Origin of the sequence: Actinobaculum suis (assembly GCF_900618115.1) — a bacterium.
Taxonomy (GTDB): domain Bacteria; phylum Actinomycetota; class Actinomycetes; order Actinomycetales; family Actinomycetaceae; genus Actinobaculum; species Actinobaculum suis.
The window spans coordinates 508,368-526,140 of the sequence record NZ_UYIO01000001.1; the positions used below are offsets into that span (position 1 = coordinate 508,368).

A 17,773-nucleotide genomic window follows, 5' to 3' on the forward strand; every position below is an offset into this window, starting at 1 on the left:
TGCTGCGAATGTGGGTTAACCCTTGGGGAGTGGATGCAACACGAGCGCCGCGGCAACGTAGACTGGCGAGCGTGAGCATGGCACTTTATCGGAAGTATCGACCGGAGCGATTCCAAGACGTGATCGGGCAAGATCATGTGACGCGGCCCCTGATGGCCGCCTTACGGGCTAATCGCACCGTGCACGCCTACCTGTTTTCGGGTCCGCGCGGGTGCGGCAAAACTACTTCGGCGCGGATTTTGGCCCGCTGCCTGAATTGCGCGCAGGGCCCCACCGATACCCCGTGCGGGCAATGCGATTCTTGCCGCGACTTGGCCTTAGATGGCGCGGGTTCCTTCGACGTCGTCGAAATGGACGCCGCCTCCCACGGTGGGGTAGACGACGCACGTGACCTCGTGGAACGTGCCGCTTTTGCCCCGGTACGCGACCGCTACAAGATTTTCATTATTGACGAGGCGCACATGGTGACCACGCAGGGTTTCAACGCCCTGCTGAAACTTGTGGAAGAACCGCCACCCCACATCAAATTTGTTTTTGCCACCACGGAACCGGAAAAGGTGATTGGCACGATTCGTTCGCGCACCCACCACTATCCTTTCCGCCTGGTCGCTCCAGACACCATGGAAAAATATTTGGCGGGGATTTGCGCCCAGGAAGGTTTCACCCCCGGGCCGGGCGTGTTGGGGCTCGTTGTGCGCGCCGGCGGTGGTTCGGTACGCGATTCGATGTCCGTGCTCGACCAGCTCATGGGCGGTTCGGAATCTTCTACCCTGGAATATGAACAGGCGATCGCACTGCTCGGGTACACCGATTCGGCGATGCTGGACCGTACCGTTGCGGCGGTGGCGGCAGAAGATGGCGGCAAATTATTTGCCACCGTGGAAGAGTTGATTGGCGCCGGGCACGAACCGCGCCGTTTCGTGGCTGATTTGCTGCAGCGTTTCCGCGATCTGGTAGTGATTTCTTTGGCGGGGGAGGCCGCGCCAGACGCCCTCGGTTCCCTTCCCCAAGACCGTTACGAACAGATGGTGGCGCAAGCGCAAGCTCTGGGCGCCGCGCGTGCCACTTATAGTGCGGAACAAACCAATGAGGCACTTTCGCATATGACGGGCGCCACCTCGCCGCGCTTGCAGCTCGAGTTGCTTTGCGCGCGCCTCCTGCTTCCCGCGTATCAAAAACACGGGGGTGCGGTAAACGGTGCCGGTTTTGGCGGTGGTGGTTTTACCGACGACGCCGGAGCTCGCGCCGCGCTTTCGCAGGCCGGGGATCAACCGGGCACGGCTCCGGTCCGGCCAGCTGCGGCCGGCGGAAAATCGGCACGCGATGTCGCCCGGGAACGCGTTATGGCTGCGGCCCGCCAAGCTTCCGTGCAACAAGGCACGGCGCAACGCGGCCCTGCCGCACCTGCACCGGCTGAGTCAACAGCTGCGCCTGTCGCACCTGTACCGGCTGCTCCGGCGGCTTCACAATCCGCGGGCGTTGCCACCCCGGCTCGGGCGGGCGCGGCTCCCGCAGAGGCAGCGAACGAGCCGCACGAAGAGGTGGAGAGCAAGCCGCGCGAAGAACCGGATTTCGTGCGGGTTTTGCAGGATCAGTGGCAAGCGGTCACTACGTCGGGGGCCTTCGCGCAGGGCATTTTTGCAGAACCGGCGCGCCCGGTGAGTCAGGACGGAAATACGGTGACTATCGCTTTTGCGGGCGAGCGCGGTTTGCAATTATTGGAAAATCCGCGCAACTTGGAGCGGCTTAATAAACACCTCTCGATATTTACGAACAAGGTGGTGGGGCAAAACATTACGGCACGTCCGGTGCCGGAGGCACAGCTTGCGGAAGGTGATGATGCTCGCCCAAAAGCTGAGCCCGCGTTCGCGGGCGCGAAGAATATAGCGCAGTCACCGGCCGGTAGCGAAACGCCGCCTTTGCCGGAAGAAATTTCGGACGAGGAAGAGGAATACCCGGAAGAAGAAGAAGTTCCCTTCTACATGCAGCGCATGCCCATGCCGCGTTTCCCGGCAGAAATGCAAGCTACAGCCGGGCCTAGCCAAGCCGGCGCCAACGTAGCGGCAACGCCGGACGGTGCGGCAACACCGAGTCCGGCTCCAGAAGTTCCGGGAGTGCCGGAAACTCCGGAATCGCCTGCGCCCGCGCCAGCGCCGGCGCCGGGGCCGACCTTCCGGATTCCGACCATGCCCAAGACCCACCAAAACCCGCAAGGCCCGGGCTTTTCGGCAGTTCAGGCCGTGCGGGAAATGCAAAGCGGGCAGCGTGCCCCCGGGGTCGCCCCGGGCATACCTTCCGCCGCGAGCAACGCGCCGGCGCCGATGTCACCGGCCACCCCGGCACGGACCCCGGGTGCAGATCAGACCGGTGCGGGAGCCCCAAGAGCGGAAGGATCCGCAGCAGCAGGAATCTCAGCAGCGGGCACCCCGGTAGCGGGTGTCGCGGCGGCTGGCAGTCCGGTAGCGGGTGTCGCGGCGGCCGGCAGTCCGGTAACGGGTAGTTCCGCGACGGCGAAGAGTGAGCTTTCGCCCGGTAGCATGGGCAGGCCAGGTAGCCTGGGAGCGGGGCAAACGGCGTCGTCACCAAGTGGAGCCACCGGCACTTTCGCTAGCGCTGCCGCGTATGCGGGCGCTGCGGCAAACCGGGCGGGCAATAGCCTGGATCCGGCTTCGGCCACGCCGGCGCCGGGCTCGCCAAGCTGGTTGGATGAGGAATCGGTTTCGGCAGATGATCCGAAGATTTCGGAATCTTCCGTGGTCGGTGTGGACGTGGTGCTCGAAACTTTCGAGGCGCAGATTATTGAGGAAATTACGGAGAGCGAGGAGAGCGGTTACTAATGGCTGGAATTTTTGATGGTGCGGTACAAAACCTCATCGACGCCTTTAGTCGCCTGCCCAGCATCGGCCCCAAAAGTGCGCAAAGAATAGTTTTCTACCTGCTCGAACAAGACGAAGCAGAAGTAAAAGAACTGGCCGATGCGCTGCTTGCCGTAAAAGAAAAAGTGCATTTTTGCGAAATCTGCGGAAATGTTACCGAACAAAAAGTGTGCACGATATGCTCCGATCCGCGCCGCTCAGAAGAAACCATTTGCGTGGTGGAAGAAGCTAAAGACATCGTGGCCATCGAACGCACTCGCGAATATCGCGGAAAATATCACGTGCTCGGCGGGTCCATTAATCCCATCCGCGGGATCGGCCCCGAAGACCTGCGTATTCGTGAACTTCTGCAACGTCTCCAAAACGGAGCGGTCCAAGAAGTTATCCTCGCCACCGACCCAAATATCGAAGGCGAAGCTACCGCGGCCTACATTATCCGCCTCCTCAGCCCGATCGGCATCAAAATTTCCCGGCTCGCCTCCGGCCTTCCCGTGGGTGGCGATCTCGAATATGCCGATGAGATCACCCTCTCGCGTGCCTTCGAGGGCCGCACCAAGGTAGCCGGGTTCGACGCCGCCCCCGCGCAGCCAGCCACACCGGAAGCCGCAACCGACCCGGCTACGCCCCCGAACCCGCCGGCTGCGAATCCGAACCTGCCGGCCGTGCCGGCCGCTGAAACCGGGCTGGTTACGCCCCCGAACCCGCCGGCCGTGCCGGCCGCTGAAACCGGGCTGGTTACGCCCCCGAACCTGCCGGCCACGCCGGCCGCTGAAACCGGGCCTACCGCGAACACAAATCCGCCTGCCACGCCGGGCGGTGAAACCAGCCGCGCCGCGCACCCAAACCCGCCGGCCGCGCCGAAAAACTGAGCAAGACTCATCACACATTGGGGTATGGCGTGAGATAACCGCGCATCCCGCGTGAAAGTCTCGTTAGAATTACGCCAGCAAAGCCGCAAAAGGAGTGGGCTGTTTTGGCGCTAATAGTTCAAAAATTCGGAGGATCATCCGTCGCGGAAGCGGCGGGGATAAAACGTGTTGCCGCGCGGATCGCGGAAACAGCACGGCAAGGCAACCAGGTGATCGCGGTGGTTTCCGCAATGGGCGATACTACTGACGATCTGCTTGACCTGGCGCACTCAGTGACGGATAACCCGCCGGCGCGGGAACTCGATATTTTGCTCACCGCGGGGGAACGCATTTCGATGGCCCTCCTATCTATGGCCGTCAACGGACTGGGCGTGAAAGCGCGTGCCTTTACCGGGCAGCAGGCCGGAGTGCGTACCGATCAAGAATACGGGTCAGCCTCGATTATTGGGATTGTCCCGGAAAGAATCGTGCGCACCTTGCAGGATAATTGCGTGGCGATTATCGCCGGCTTCCAGGGTGTGAACGAAGATAATGATGTGACCACTTTGGGGCGGGGTGGTTCGGATACGACGGCGGTGGCATTTGCCGCTGCCCTGGGTGCGGACGCCTGTGAAATCTATACGGACGTGGACGGCGTATTTACTGCCGATCCGCGGATTGTTCCGGCTGCTTCGCCGCTGCCTTTTATGACCTATGAAGAAACTTTGGAACTGGCCGCACACGGTGCGAAAGTTTTGCATTTGCGGGCGGTGGAATTTGCGCGCAAGTTCGGCGTGCCTTTGCATGTGCGCTCGTCGTTCTCTAACAAAGAAGGAACGTGGATAGTGGAAGATACCAGCCAACAACTCACATCGGGTGGAATTGAAGAACCAACGGTTACCGGAGTTGCGGCAGATCGCAACCAGGGGAAGATTTCCGTGGTGGGAGTGCCGGATAAACCCGGAGTGGCGGCCCGGATCTTCGCCGCCGTTGCCGAAAAAGACGGCAATATTGACATGATCGTGCAAAACACTTCGCTTTCGCGGAAAGGGTTCTCTAATATTTCCTTCACCGTGCCACGCGCAGACGTAGATAGCGTGGTGGGGGCGCTCAACGCCCGCAAACGCGAACTTGGATTTGAAGACATTAAGGTAGAACCTTCGATCGGGATTCTTTCTATCGTGGGCGCCGGAATGCGTTCCCACAGCGGGGTTTCCGCGAAATTCTTTGGCGCTCTGGGAGACCTGGGCATAAACGTAGATATGATTACCACCTCGGAGATTCGTATTTCCGTAGTGGTAGATGAAGAAGTATTAGGAGAGGCTGCCCGCGCGGTACACACCGTGTTCGGTTTGGATGCGGCGCACGCGGCCGTGGTGTACGGAGGAACAGGACGATGAGTTTGACTCTTGCGGTGGTTGGCGCAACCGGCCAGGTAGGGCGGGTAATGCGCGGGCTGTTGGAAGCACGTGGCTTCCCCGCGGATCGCGTACGCTTTTTTGCTTCGGCACGCAGTGCGGGTACGAAGCTGAGCTATGCCGGCCACGAAGTGACCGTAGAGGACGTAGACGGTGCCGACTATTCGGGTATCGATATTGCAATTTTCTCTGCCGGTGGGTCTACCTCCAAGAAGTATGCACCCCTTTTCGCGCAAGCCGGGGCTACCGTGGTCGATAATTCTTCGGCCTGGCGCAATGATCCGGAAGTGCCGCTCGTAGTGGCGGAAGTAAATCCGGAAGCCCTCGCGCATCGCCCCAAGGGGATTATTGCGAACCCGAATTGCACCACTATGGCGGCCATGCCGATTTTGAAACCGCTCCATGATGCGTATGGTTTGGAGCGGCTCACGGTAGCCAGCTACCAGGCCGTATCGGGTTCCGGGGTGGCCGGCGTAAAAGAACTATCCGAGCAGATTGAAGCGGCCGTAACCCAAGATTATCGCCACCTAGCTTTGGATGGCACGGCCGTGGATTTCCCGGAATCGCATGTTTATAAGGCGCCGATTGCTTTCAACGCGGTAGCTTTTGCCGGCAATTTGGCAGAGGATGGTTCGCTAGAAACCGACGAAGAACAAAAACTGCGCTATGAATCGCGCAAGATCTTAGGTATCCCAGATTTGCGGGTGGCGGGCACGTGCGTGCGTATCCCGGTTTTCACCGCGCACGGCTTGGCCGTGAATGCCGAGTTCAGCACAGAAGTAGACGTAGCGCAGGCTACCGAGCTAGTGCGTGCAGCCCCCGGCGTGCACGTAGTGGACTTGCCGAATCCGTTGCAGGCCGCCGGCAAGGATGGTTGCTTCGTGGGCCGGATTCGCCGCGATCAGGCCGCCCCGGAAGGCCGCGGCCTCGCCTTCTTCTGCGTGGCCGATAACCTGCGTAAGGGCGCGGCGCTCAACGCCATCCAAATCGCCGAGCTACTCGCCGCGGCCGCGGCCTAAAGTAAGCCGCGGCCTGAGGTACGCAGTCTAAACAAGCCGCGGCCTGAGGTAAGCGCCTAAGGCAAGTGCGCACTACCGCGAGGCTACTCACGTGCTTCTTCCCCGGCTGGGGTGGGCGAAGTATCGTCCGCACCGGCCGGGGTTTCGTTTGCTTCCGGCAGGATTTCCGGTTCGGTAGCGTCCAGGAAAGCCTTTTCGTCCCGGCGGTGCTGGAGTACTTCAGTAATGAAAGACTGCACGGCTTCCGCCTGCGGTACGTCCCGGCCCTGCCGTTCGGAAATGAACCAGCGGTGTTCCAAAATTTCGTGGAAAATCTCTGCCGGTTCAAGCTTTCCGGAAAGCTCAGGTGGGATCGCGGCGATGGTGGGCTCGTACACATCCCGAAGCCAAGCGTGTGCCACGGTGCTTTCCGGCTGGCCTTCCAAATCGTTAGTAGCCGCGTATTCGCCAATATCGTTGAGGATGCGCCGCGCCTGATTTTCTTCCACGTTCAGCCCGGCAAGCCGTTCCACCTTGCGCGCATAATGCCCAGCTTCCACCACCTTCGGCTGAATATTTAGCTGGCTGGCCCCCGGATGGGTAGTAATAGAAAGCTCATCGACGTCGAACCCGAGCCGGTTGAGCCGTTGCACGCGGTCCGTCACTTTCCACTTTTCGCCGTGGCCAATCGTGGTTACGGCAGTAACTTCGTCCCACAGTTCGTGGTAGCGCTTCTCAAAATAGTCACCTACGGAAATCGCGTCGAAATCTTCGGGCAAAATACCGCCGGCAATCAGATCCATGAGCTCGCCAATAATATTCGTGCGGGCCACATCCGTATCGTAGTGGCGTTTGCCGTCCGTGATCGGATCGAAAAGCTCCCCGGTTTCGGCGTCTACCAAATACGCGGCGAAAGAGCCGGCGTCGCGCCGAAACAGCGTATTGGAAAGAGAAACGTCACCCCAAAAGAACCCGGCTAAATGCAAACGGACCATGAGCACGGCCAAAGCATCAATGAGGCGATTGATCGCTTCGCGCCGGTGGTCGTGCCCGATCACCGCGCGGTACGGCAAAGAGTAGGGGAGGTGGTCGGTGATGAGGCACGCGTTGAGCGGTTCCCCGTTTTGTTGTACCCGGCCCGTGACGACGGCGGTTGGCGTGACCGTGGGCAAATTGAGTTTGACCAGGCTCCGCAGCAGTTCGTATTCCCGGAAGGCGACCGGTTCAGAAATCTCCTTTACGGCGATCGTCTTCTTTCCGCCCAGCCGCACGAAGCGCACCACATGGCGCGAAATGCCCCGCGGTAAGGCGGCAATAAGTCTTTTCGGCCAGGTTTCGAGTGGGTAAGACCAAGGCAGGTCAATCAGATCGGGTTCGACCTGGGCTGCAGTAATGCTGAGCTCGGCTTTCACACCCCTAGGGTAAAACACTTACGGGGCTTATGCGATCGCTAAAAATAGATAGTGAGGCAGAGCAAATTCGGCGCCGCGTGGGGATGGATTGCCAAGTTGTCGAAGGTTGCCGGGGTGTTAAGTTGCTGGACGGTCGGGGTGTTAGGTTGCCGGATGGTCGGGTTGCCGGATGGCGAGTTGCCTGGTTACCGGGGTGTTAGGTTGCCGGGCGGCGGGTTGCCGGGTTGCCTGGTTGCCGGGCGGCCGGTGAGGTAAAACACGACGCCGGATCTACTGGCCCTGTTCTAGGAAGCGCTGCACGAAATTATTTTCGGGATGTTCTGCCAGTTCTGCGGGCGTGCCGATCTGCACCATCCGCCCCTCGTTCATTATCCCAATCCGGGTTCCCAGGGCTAGGGCTTCCTGCGGGTCGGCCGTGAGATAAACGGTGGTCACCTGATTGTGCTGCTGGAGCAAAAGAATCAGTTCGCGGGTGTGAGCGCGCAGGTCCATATCCAAATTGATGAGTGGTTCGTCCATCAAGAAAACCTTCGGGGTACGCACCAGCGCGCGCCCAATAGCCACTTTTTGCCGCTCGGCGCGGGTGAGATCGCCCGGTTTGAGTTCCAGTTTTCCGGAAAGTTCCAAGGCCTCGGCGGCGTCTTCCACGCGTTCCGCAATAATTTCGAGAGGCGTTCCGGCAATTTTTAGTGCGAAACCCATATTTTCGCGGACGGTCATATGCGGATAGAGCGCATAGTTTTGGAAAGCGATAGCTACGTCGCGCAGTTTTGGCGGCAAGTCAGTTACGTCTTCCGAACCGACGTAGATGCGCCCAGAATCCACGCTTTCCAGCCCCGCCAACATGCGCATGGCCGTGGATTTGCCGCAACGCGGCGGGCCCGCGAGTACAAAGAATTCGCCGTCGTTAATAAAAAGATCAAGGTTATCAACGGCGGGTGCAACCGCGTTGGGATAACGGCGGGTTGCGCCGTCGAAGGTAACGGATGCCATGGCCGTCCTTCCTCGGAATAGCCAGATGCGTTAAAAATAAAAACAGAATAGTGGTGGCTCCGCTGGCGAGCAGGCCCATCCCTGAATGCCTGGCGGAGCGAACACTTACATTATTACAGTGCCAGGAGCGGTACGCGCAATTAGCAAGAACACATCACGCGGCGGGTCGCCGCATGCGTAAAATTTACCTGCTGACCTGCTGGGACTTATCTCCCGAAGAGATGTTTATGGAAGGCCCCGAGACCGGTAAGGGGCTGGTTTGGCGTTGGCGTTTTGCGGCGGCGTTACATAGCTCTACCGGAGAGCGAAAACTAAGGTGGCGGGATAGCCAATTATCCTCGGGTACCTTTGGGGTATGCATAGCGACATCGGAGGGTACCGCCTGGTGCGGTCGATCGGCCAGGGCGGAATGTCTACGGTTTACGAGGCGATTGATGGTGGCGGTACGCGTGTTGCCTTGAAGCTGCTACACCCGGCGGCGGTGGCAGACCCGGCCGGGCGGGCGCGTTTGCGCCGTGAAGTGGACATGTTGCAACGGGTGAAGGGTCCGTATGTGGCAGAGGTGTTAGATGCCGAGATCGAGGACGAAACTGCCTTTATCGTTACCGAACTGGTTGATGGCCCTACCTTGGCAGAAGACGTGCGCACCGACGGCCCCTATGACCGGCATGACCTCGTAGAACTTGCCACACGGCTGGGGCACGCTGTACATTCCGTGCACGAGATAGGGGTGCTACATCGCGATCTGAAACCTTCTAATGTGATGATTTCTTCGGCCGGCCCGATTCTGATCGACTTCGGTATCTCTCAAACGGGTAGCGATACGCGGCTCACCCAACGCGGTTCGATCACCCACACGCCCGGCTACCTAGACCCGCGCGTGCTCATGGGCGCCCAACCTGATGAAGCTGCCGATTTTTGGGCGCTCGCCGCCGTGATCGCTTTTGCCGCCACCGGCCACGATCCTTACGGAGGAGATAGCGCGCCCGTAATCATGCGTAAAGTGCTCGACGGCGAGGCCGATCTTTCTGGTGTCCCGCCCGCAATCGCCCAGGCTTTCGCGCAAGCCCTGGCCGGCCGGCTGGAAGAACGCTTGCCGTATGCGCAACTCATCGAGTGTTTGCGCGATTCGCAAGCTTGGCAGGGCGCTCCGGTTCCGCCGCCTGCTCCCAACCAGGCCACCCGTGCCTATAGGCCGCCGATAGCGGGAGACGGAGAAGGATCTACAGGGGCAGCTGTACAAAAACCCGGCCTGGGCCGTGCCGCTGGAATGGGCGCTGCCGCCGGCCTGGGTGCTGCGGCCGGCGCGGCCCTCGGCGCTAGCATTGCTTCCGGCGCGGAAATTGGAACTCGAGCTGGAGATGGCGCCGGCGGCGGCCTTGGAGCGGGCGCTGGCGGCTTTGCTGGAGCGGGCACTGGCGGCGTTGCCGGAATGGGCGTTGGAACTAACGATCCGGATGCTACGCGGCCCTATTCCGGCATTCCACACGATTCAGGCCTAGCCCTAGCTTCTTCGGAATTGTCGGAGGCGGGATCTGGTTACCACGGCGCTGCGCAAGCAGGTTTACAGCCGGGCAGTACCGCACCGGATAGTGACCGCACGCAGGTGCTTAGCGCGGGGCTGGATACTGACCGCACGCAAGTGCTTAGTGCCGGGCCGGTTTTTAACGCGGGGGCGGATAGTGACCGCACGCAGATACTGCCGGGCGGGCAGGAATCAGCCGTGCCTGCCGGAACGCCAACTTTGGCCTATCCGGTAGCCCCCAAATACCAGCTAGCGCCCGAGTATTTTGCGGCCGATAACGAATACGAGCCCGTGGCTGGTTATGGGCCGCCGGCGGCAACACCGGCCCCGGCGGTAGCGCCGCAAGCAGCTTCGTATCCGCAAGCGGCGCCGCCGGTCGATATCGCGGTACCAGTGGCGAATAATAATGGCGCCCCGGGCTGGCCGGGTGGCGAACCGCCCGCCGGAGCCGGCCCGAACGCGGGCGTACCGGGCGGGCAAGCCCAGCCCGGCGGCGTCTGGCAAGGCGAACAGGTTGGTTCCTGGCAAGGTGAGCAGGGCGCGGGCTGGCCGGGCGCTCCGGCAGGAATGGCCGCACCTGCACCCACACCCCGCTGGGCGCGGCCTGCTGCCAACGCACCGTTTCTGACTTTGCTGGCCGGATGCATCCTGGTGCAACTATTGTGGCGCTGGCCGATACCCACCGGCCTGGCCTACGTGCTGGGATGTTTCGTTTTGGCCGCGCTCGCGATCACCCGCGGGGCTTTGCAAAAACGTCGTTTTGCGGCGGACGGAACACATAGTGGCGATTTGCTGTGGGCCGTGGGCAGATTTCCACTGGCTTGCGCGCAAGCCCTGGTAAACGGGATAGGCATGGTGATTACCGGGGCCGCTGGCGGGCTCGCCCTGGCCTGGGTGCTTTATCTTTTTGAGCTGGTAACGGTTGATTTTGCGTTCCTGGCGGGAGCTACCGGTGCAGTGCTAATGTCGTGGTTTGGCCCGGGCGGTGCGTGGACGCGGGAAGGTTCCCGGATCGTGTTTTCCGTGCTCGCCCCTTCGCCCGGTTACCGGCGTTTTTGGGGAGTGCTACTCGCTTTGGGCGCGGTGGCTTTACTGGCCGTCACGCTAAGCACGCCAACCAAATGGGCGCCGCTACCGGACGCACCTTTCTTTATTCCCGGCGCACCCGACGTCGATTTGGAATCCATTTTTGGCTAAATCAAAGGGAATACTGTGGCCGGGTCCGCCTTTGCGGGCTGAGAAAGGCGATACGCTATAAACGATGCTAATGCGCGACGGCGTAGCAAGCGTTCGGCGTCGTCGAAAACACTGAAGGAAGAGAATGGCGAAAAACGAAACGAAGGCACAACGCCGTGAGCGCGCCCGCGAGGCGGCCGCGAAACTTCGTGAGGAAGAAAAGAAACGCACCCAACGCAACCGCCTAATCGCGATAATCGTGGGGATCGTGGTGGTGGCTCTGGTGGGAGCAGCGATCTGGTACATCGTTTCCGGCAATAAGAAGTCGGCGATCTCGGATGCGGGTGAACAGTCGAGCACGGAGATCACCACCAAACTGCCGCAGGAAATTAACGAATTCGGCGGAATCAGTATCGGTAAGGAACTGGCTGCCGGTACCTCTAATAGTGGAGTGCCGCGGGTTTCGATTTACTTCGATTACCTGTGCTCACACTGCACGGTTTTGGACGATGAATACGCCGAAACTCTACGGCAGATGGCTCAGGACGGGAAGATTACTCTCGAGTACTATCCCACCTCGATTTACCCGAATATTCCCTTCTCTGCAGACGGGCAGCGCATCGAATTCTGGATCGCGGAGCACGCTCCCGATAAGTACCTGGACTTCCACAATAAGGTGTTCGCGGATATCACCATTCCGCTCTTTGCCCAGCCCACCGAAGGGGGCGTGCAACCGCCAGATGTTTCCGCCCTGTATGACGAAGCTAAGCTCGTGGGGCTCAGTGACGAGCAAGTGGCGCAGATGAAGCAAGATATCGACGGCGGTGCTTACAAGGAACTGTCTGAGCAGGCCCTCAAGCAGTTCACCAAGAACGGTTTCACCGGCACGCCGACGATCCTGATCAACGGCAAACAATACAATGAAAACTGGGCGAATGGCGCCCTGCTCAAGGCCATTGAAAACGCTAAGTAGCAAGGTTTGCTAGCCGCGCTTTGCTAGCCGAGCTTTGCTAGCCACGCTTGGCTCCGCTAGGCGTGCTTAGTGGCAAGCTCGGGCGTAGAACAGCCCGGTAGCAGAGCAACCCGGCGGCAAAGCAACCGAGTAACAAAGCAACCGAGCAACAAAGCAACCGAGCAACAAAATAGCCCGGCGGCAGAGCAACCCGGCGGTGGGGAACCCCGGCGGTAAAGTAGCCCGGCGGTAAAGTAGCCCGGCGGTAAAGTAGCCCGGCGGCGCCGTAATGCGAAGCAAATTACATAACAAAAAGGTCCCAGTGCTGGTCCGTGGCTTATATCTCGGCCTGGCACTGGGACTTTTCCTTAGAAACCGGTACACTTCTTCAGTGCCCGCCTAGCGGGCCACGCCCTTGTAGCTCAGTTGGTAGAGCACCTGTCTTGTAAACAGGGGGTCGCAGGTTCGAGTCCTGTCGGGGGCTCCAGTTTTATTTGCTGATGTGCAACCATCCGTTAACCTCCTATTCATATTACTTTCTCGGCGTAATCAATTTGGGCTTCCGGGTGTTTTTATCTCTTTCGCGCCGTGTTAGCTTTTTTCTAAGCCACAACCGATGGCCAAAGTAGACAGTTGGCGGAATGCAGGATGTACACCCGCGGGCAAGGAGGCCCTGGCATGGAAAACGCACAGCAAAGAACGCACAGCAAAAAAGCAGTCGGCGTCGTTATCGCAGTAATCTGCGTGGCCCTTTGTGCGGCTGTAGTTTATGGTCTCATGCGCTCTGCACGCAGCACCGCGGAGCCGCCCGCATCGGTATCGCGCGAGGCCGCCGTCGCCAAGATGCGGGAATGTACGGACGCGTATGCGAACACGAAAACCTACACCCTCGAATCTGGCCGTACGCTGGTAGCGCCGGTCACTTTTCTCGATCCGGAGGATGTGGCTACGTGTTGGCGGGAAAATAACCCGGAAGAAGTGGCCTTTTTGGAAAAGCAGGATTGTTTCCCGGCGCAGGTTACTGAACGAAACTGGGATAACGCGTGGGCGTGCGCCATGGAATGGGACGCAAACCTTCCGGGTACAACGTGGTACCTGAGCAAAGTGAAAAACAGCTTTGGGGTGATGCCAGATAGCGTGGCGGAAGCGATAAAGGCTTACAAAAAGACGCCGAACGCAAAAACTCTGCAAGAAATAGCAGAACTGGTACCAAGCACCAGCTCCAACCAAGAAACCCTTGCTGCCGAAGCTGCCGCGCACGGGGTTACGCTGGAAGTTGCACCCTAGCCATTCGCTACCGGTAAAGACCAGTCAATAGGCGCCCCTCCCTGCGCAACCAGGAGTTCGTTTGTGCGGGAGAAGGGTCGGGATCCGAAGAATCCGCGCGAAGCGGAGAGCGGGGAGGGGTGCGGGCTTTCAATCGCCGGGATCGAACCGAGTAGCGGACGTAATTCTTGTGCCTGCCGGCCCCATAGAATGGCCACCAGTGGGCCGCCGCGCCGGGCAAGGGCGCGAATCGCGTGGTCGGTGATTTTTTCCCAGCCGCGCCCGCGATGCGAGGCAGGTTTCCCGGGTTGCACGGTAAGCACACGGTTTAGGAGCATTACACCGCGTTGGCACCACGGTGTAAGGTCTCCGGTGGCTGGGGTGCCAACTCCGACGTCGGCCTGCAATTCTTGAAAAATGTTACGCAGGGAACGCGGAATTGGTTTTACTTCCGGAGCTACCGAGAAACTCAGTCCAACTGGGTGGCCGGGGGTAGGATACGGATCTTGGCCAACGATAAGCACGCGCACATCCGCCAGCGGATAAGTGAAAGCGCGCAATACGTTCTGGCCGGCCGGGAGATAACCACGCTGTGCGGCGTTTTCGGCGCGCAGGAAATCTCCCATGCGGTGAATATCTGGTTCTACGCTGGAAAGTGCGGCAGCCCAATCGGGGGCAATGATCTCGGAAAGCGGTTGCATAAACCCCAGGGTAGTAGCCACACCGCCAAAACGGGCAAAGCTTTCCGAAAGGTATGGGGTTTCCCGAAGGTGTGGGGCTTCCCGAAGGGCGTCCGCCGGGGTGGGGTTACCCGAAAGAGCGCCGGGGAAAAGCGCCGGGGAACACTAAGGAATAAGAACAAAGAAGGAAGGCGAATCGGGTACGTGAGTGCTGCAGAAGAACGCAAGGCGAAGGCGGCCGCGCGCGAGGCGCCTAGCCGGGAACAGCCGGCCGCTACCCGAAAACAGCCTGCGCGCGAGGCGCCTACCCAGGAACAGCCGGCCGCTACCCAAGGACAGCCCGCTACTCAAGAACAGCCTGCGCGCGAGGTGCCTAACACACTTGCCACCGAGCCCCTTACTGCCGCGGAGCAGAAAGTCTTGCATAATGAGAAAACCTGGCGTTCGCGGTTTCGGCGCAAAGCGGCATCGATCACCGCTTTGGGGATGACAGAAACCGAGTACTACCTGCTGGTGGCGAGTGCCGTGGAAAAGCCCGCGGCGGAGTTAGCGGATCCGGAACTAGTACGCCGGATCCGGAATTTACGCGCAGAGCGGGCTAGGGAGCGCGGCACATTCGGGCGTGGGGAATCGTTCCCGCAGAGGTGAAAGGTTAGGCTAGAGCTGTGGCTAAGAAGTATCCGGAGGACGAATTCGATATCGCGGCACGCCAGCGAGTAACCCAAGGCGCGCACCGCAAACAGAAATCGAATGCGAAATGGTGGATCGCCCTGGTGGCGGTCTTGATTTTGGCGCCCCTCGTGGGAATTGGGCTGATAAAGCTCAATAATGTAAACGTAGATTCCTTGGTGAAGGAATCTCCTACCCCGGCCGTGGTAGAAACGGCCACGCCAGAACCGGATCCCTCGGCTTCTTTGCCGGTGTATGGCGAAGGCGAACAGCCCGGTGAAAGCCCGATACCGGAACCCGGCCAACCGGTGAAGCCGGGTGCGAACGGGGCAGAAGATGGAACCGAGGCAAATGCGGACGCGGCGGAAGCAGAACCGGCCGAAAATCCCACGCCCCAGGCCGATACTTCGAAGTCTATTTCCTTGCTCAACGCTTCCGGAATTAATGGCTACGCGGCAAAGAACCAGAACCTTCTCCTCGAAGCCGGCTATACGAATGTGGCGATTGGTAATTACCGCCACGCCGCCCCGGCCCATAGCCAGATCTTCTACCCGGCCGCAGCCGATCTACCTACCGTGCAAGCAATTGGTGCGGCCTTAGGGATCACCGATTTCGTGGAAAACGCACAAGCCACGGGTGGCAACCAGATCGTCGTCGTACTCGTGGACTAGGCGAAACCCACCGCGCGCGGACGCGCCGAATATCAGACCCGGCGGGCGTGCTTGCCGCGAAAGCCCACCCCCAGCGGATGCGCCAGCCACCGGATCAGTGGGAGCACTGCCTGGGCGGTACTTGTGATGGGCGAGGCTCCCGGTGAGGTGTGCTAACCCGTGGCCGCTGCGCGTGACACCCGTGCGGCAAACCCTGTTTGGTATTGAAAAACCGCCGGTATTTCTTCCCACTCTCGCCAGGCGCGAAAAGTTGAGTTCCAAAGACTCAAGTTTGCGGCGCGCAGTTTTCCGTAAAAGGGCGGGAAATTGCGGGTTTGTGCCGTATTTGCGGCGAGCGTGAAGCGTGGCTCAATATTTTCTAAAACTTGCACTCTCCGGGTTCGAGTGCCAAAATTCTAACTGGCACTCGAAGTGACAGAGTGATAATTCGTTCGGCCGATGAGGAGCTTCCAGCCGCTATGGAAAACGGTTGGCGCTTCGTCCGTCGCGGGCATCAGCCGGAAACATCCCTAGGGGAGGAAAATCCGTTATGGCAAAGACCATTCTTTTCGATGAGGATGCTCGCCGCTCTATGGAACGCGGCTTGAATCTTCTCGCCGATACCGTCAAGGTAACTCTTGGGCCCAAGGGCCGCAATGTTGTTCTGGACAAGAAGTGGGGCGCCCCCACGATCACGAACGACGGCGTTTCCATTGCTAAGGAAATCGAGCTGGAAGATCCGTACGAACGCATCGGTGCGGAACTGGTCAAGGAAGTAGCGAAGAAGACCGACGACGTGGCCGGTGACGGTACCACGACCGCTACGGTTCTGGCGCAGGCGCTGGTTGAGGAAGGCTTGCGCAATGTGGCAGCAGGCGCGAACCCGATCGCGTTGAAGAAGGGCATCGATAAGGCAGTCAAGGCGGTTTGCGCCAAGCTGCTCGAAGACGCCACCGAAGTTGATACGCCGGATCAGATTGCTTCTACCGCCGCCATTTCCGCGGGCGATCCGGAAATCGGCAAGGTCATTGCCGAAGCTATGGATAAGGCCGGCAAAGAAGGCGTTATTACGGTGGAAGAATCCACCGGGCTGGAGCTCGAACTGGAGCTCACCGAAGGTATGAACTTCGACCGCGGCTACCTTTCGCCGTACTTCGTAACCGATTCCGAACGTCAGGAAGCGGTACTCGAAGATCCGTACATCCTGCTCGTAGACAGCAAGATTTCCAATATGAAGGATCTGCTCCCGGTGCTGGAGAAGGTCATGCAGGCGGGCAAGCCGCTCTTCATCGTGGCAGAAGATGTAGAAGGCGAAGCGCTGGCCACCCTCGTGGTCAACAAGATTCGTGGCGTCTTCAAGTCGGTAGCCGTGAAGGCTCCGGGCTTCGGCGATCGCCGCAAGGAAATGCTGCAGGATATGGCAGTGCTGACCGGCGGCCAGGTAATTTCCGAATCCGTGGGTCTGAAGCTGGAGAACACGGACCTCTCCATGCTCGGCAAGGCCCGCAAGGTTGTTGTTACCAAGGATTCGACCACTATCGTGGACGGCGCGGGCACGGCTGAAGATATTGAAGGCCGCACCTCGCAGATCCGCAAGCAGATCGAAAACTCCACCTCCGAATATGACACGGAGAAGCTGCAGGAGCGTTTGGCGAAGCTTGCCGGTGGCGTGGCCGTAATCAAGGCCGGCGCGGCTACCGAAGTGGAACTGAAGGAACGCAAGCACCGCATCGAAGATGCCGTGCGGAACGCGAAGGCCGCGGTTGAGGAAGGCATCGTCGCCGGTGGTGGCGTGGCCCTCATCCAGGCCGGTGCGGAAGCATTCGATTCGCTCACCTTCGATGATAAGGACGAAGAAACCGGTGCGGAGATCGTACGCGTAGCCATCCAGGCGCCGCTCAAGCAGATCGCGATCAACGCCGGTATGGAAGGCGGAGTCGTAGCCGAAAAGGTCAAGGGCCTGGGCAAGGGCGAAGGCCTGAACGCGGCTACCGGCGAATACGAAGACCTGCTCAAGGCTGGGGTTATGGACCCCGTCAAGGTGACCCGTTCTGCACTCCAGAACGCGGGCTCCATCGCGGGTCTGTTCCTCACCACGGAAGCGGTTGTGGCCGATAAGCCGGAACCGGAAACCAATAACCAGGGTGGCGAACAGGGCGGCGGCATGTACTAAAGCGCCCCGCGCGTGAGCGCGGCCGTGAATACACATACGCGCTCTAAATAACGACGCCGAACGGGCGGGCAACTTTACGTTGCCCGCCCGTTTTGTGCTAGCTACGTGCCGCTTCCGCAATCCGACTTTTTGGCCGC

General features: G+C 59.9%; 12 protein-coding genes, 1 tRNA gene and 1 pseudogene. 11 read left to right on the top strand and 3 right to left on the bottom strand.

Going from position 1 to position 17,773, the window contains the following annotated elements; genetic code table 11:
• Positions 1-77 precede the first annotated feature (77 nt).
• From H8274_RS02055 to H8274_RS02070, 4 genes and pseudogenes are all read left to right on the top strand, one after another.
• Positions 78-2,837, top strand: a complete 2,760-nt coding sequence (locus H8274_RS02055; protein WP_244924607.1) for a DNA polymerase III subunit gamma and tau — start codon at positions 78-80, stop codon at positions 2,835-2,837.
• Positions 2,837-3,436, top strand: a pseudogene (gene recR / locus H8274_RS02060) (recombination mediator RecR); the annotation flags it as partial. The gene H8274_RS02055 and the pseudogene recR, both read left to right, overlap by 1 nt.
• A gap of 413 nt (positions 3,437-3,849) precedes the next feature.
• Positions 3,850-5,124, top strand: coding sequence for an aspartate kinase (locus H8274_RS02065; RefSeq protein ID WP_049619126.1), 1,275 nt, complete (start codon positions 3,850-3,852; stop codon positions 5,122-5,124).
• The gene (locus H8274_RS02070) at positions 5,121-6,161 is read left to right on the top strand and encodes an aspartate-semialdehyde dehydrogenase (RefSeq protein WP_185933696.1); all 1,041 of its coding nucleotides are present in this window, start codon (positions 5,121-5,123) and stop codon (positions 6,159-6,161) included. The genes H8274_RS02065 and H8274_RS02070 overlap by 4 nt, the downstream gene beginning before the upstream one ends.
• Before the next feature lie 83 nt (positions 6,162-6,244).
• On the opposite strand, the gene H8274_RS02075 is transcribed toward H8274_RS02070, so the two are convergent.
• Together H8274_RS02075 and H8274_RS02080 are read right to left on the bottom strand one after the other, a co-directional pair.
• A complete protein-coding gene (locus H8274_RS02075) occupies positions 6,245-7,552 on the bottom strand; it encodes a DUF4032 domain-containing protein (RefSeq protein ID WP_065415619.1) in 1,308 nt (435 codons plus the stop codon).
• A 270-nt stretch (positions 7,553-7,822) separates the two neighbouring features.
• Positions 7,823-8,545: an ABC transporter ATP-binding protein gene (locus H8274_RS02080; protein ID WP_053093590.1), complete on the bottom strand. Its 723-nt coding sequence runs from the start codon at positions 8,543-8,545 to the stop codon at positions 7,823-7,825.
• A 355-nt stretch (positions 8,546-8,900) separates the two neighbouring features.
• Between H8274_RS02080 and H8274_RS09860 the strand changes: the two genes are divergently transcribed.
• The 4 genes from H8274_RS09860 to H8274_RS02100 all read left to right on the top strand — a co-directional run bounded on the left by H8274_RS09860 (position 8,901) and on the right by H8274_RS02100 (position 13,485).
• Positions 8,901-11,267 (top strand): serine/threonine protein kinase, encoded by a 2,367-nt coding sequence (locus H8274_RS09860; protein ID WP_185933697.1) that lies wholly within the window; start codon positions 8,901-8,903, stop codon positions 11,265-11,267.
• Positions 11,268-11,391: 124 nt separating this feature from the next.
• Positions 11,392-12,219 (top strand): DsbA family protein, encoded by an 828-nt coding sequence (locus H8274_RS02090; RefSeq protein ID WP_049619129.1) that lies wholly within the window; start codon positions 11,392-11,394, stop codon positions 12,217-12,219.
• A gap of 390 nt (positions 12,220-12,609) precedes the next feature.
• Positions 12,610-12,685: transfer RNA gene (locus H8274_RS02095), tRNA-Thr, on the top strand.
• A 191-nt stretch (positions 12,686-12,876) separates the two neighbouring features.
• Positions 12,877-13,485 (top strand): hypothetical protein, encoded by a 609-nt coding sequence (locus H8274_RS02100; RefSeq protein ID WP_185933698.1) that lies wholly within the window; start codon positions 12,877-12,879, stop codon positions 13,483-13,485.
• Here H8274_RS02100 and H8274_RS02105 read toward each other — a convergent pair.
• Complete coding sequence (locus tag H8274_RS02105; protein ID WP_049619150.1) at positions 13,482-14,165, bottom strand: uracil-DNA glycosylase; 684 nt, start codon at positions 14,163-14,165, stop codon at positions 13,482-13,484. The genes H8274_RS02100 and H8274_RS02105 overlap by 4 nt on opposite strands.
• 183 nt (positions 14,166-14,348) lie before the next feature.
• Here H8274_RS02105 and H8274_RS02110 point away from each other — a divergent pair, with 183 nt between their 5' ends.
• From H8274_RS02110 to groL, 3 genes are all read left to right on the top strand, one after another.
• Positions 14,349-14,792 (top strand): DUF3263 domain-containing protein, encoded by a 444-nt coding sequence (locus H8274_RS02110; RefSeq protein ID WP_049619131.1) that lies wholly within the window; start codon positions 14,349-14,351, stop codon positions 14,790-14,792.
• Between the two features lie 17 nt (positions 14,793-14,809).
• Complete coding sequence (locus H8274_RS02115) at positions 14,810-15,484, top strand: LytR C-terminal domain-containing protein (protein WP_185933699.1); 675 nt, start codon at positions 14,810-14,812, stop codon at positions 15,482-15,484.
• Between the two features lie 529 nt (positions 15,485-16,013).
• Positions 16,014-17,636: a chaperonin GroEL gene (gene groL, locus H8274_RS02120; RefSeq protein WP_049619134.1), complete on the top strand. Its 1,623-nt coding sequence runs from the start codon at positions 16,014-16,016 to the stop codon at positions 17,634-17,636.
• Positions 17,637-17,773: the final 137 nt, after the last annotated feature.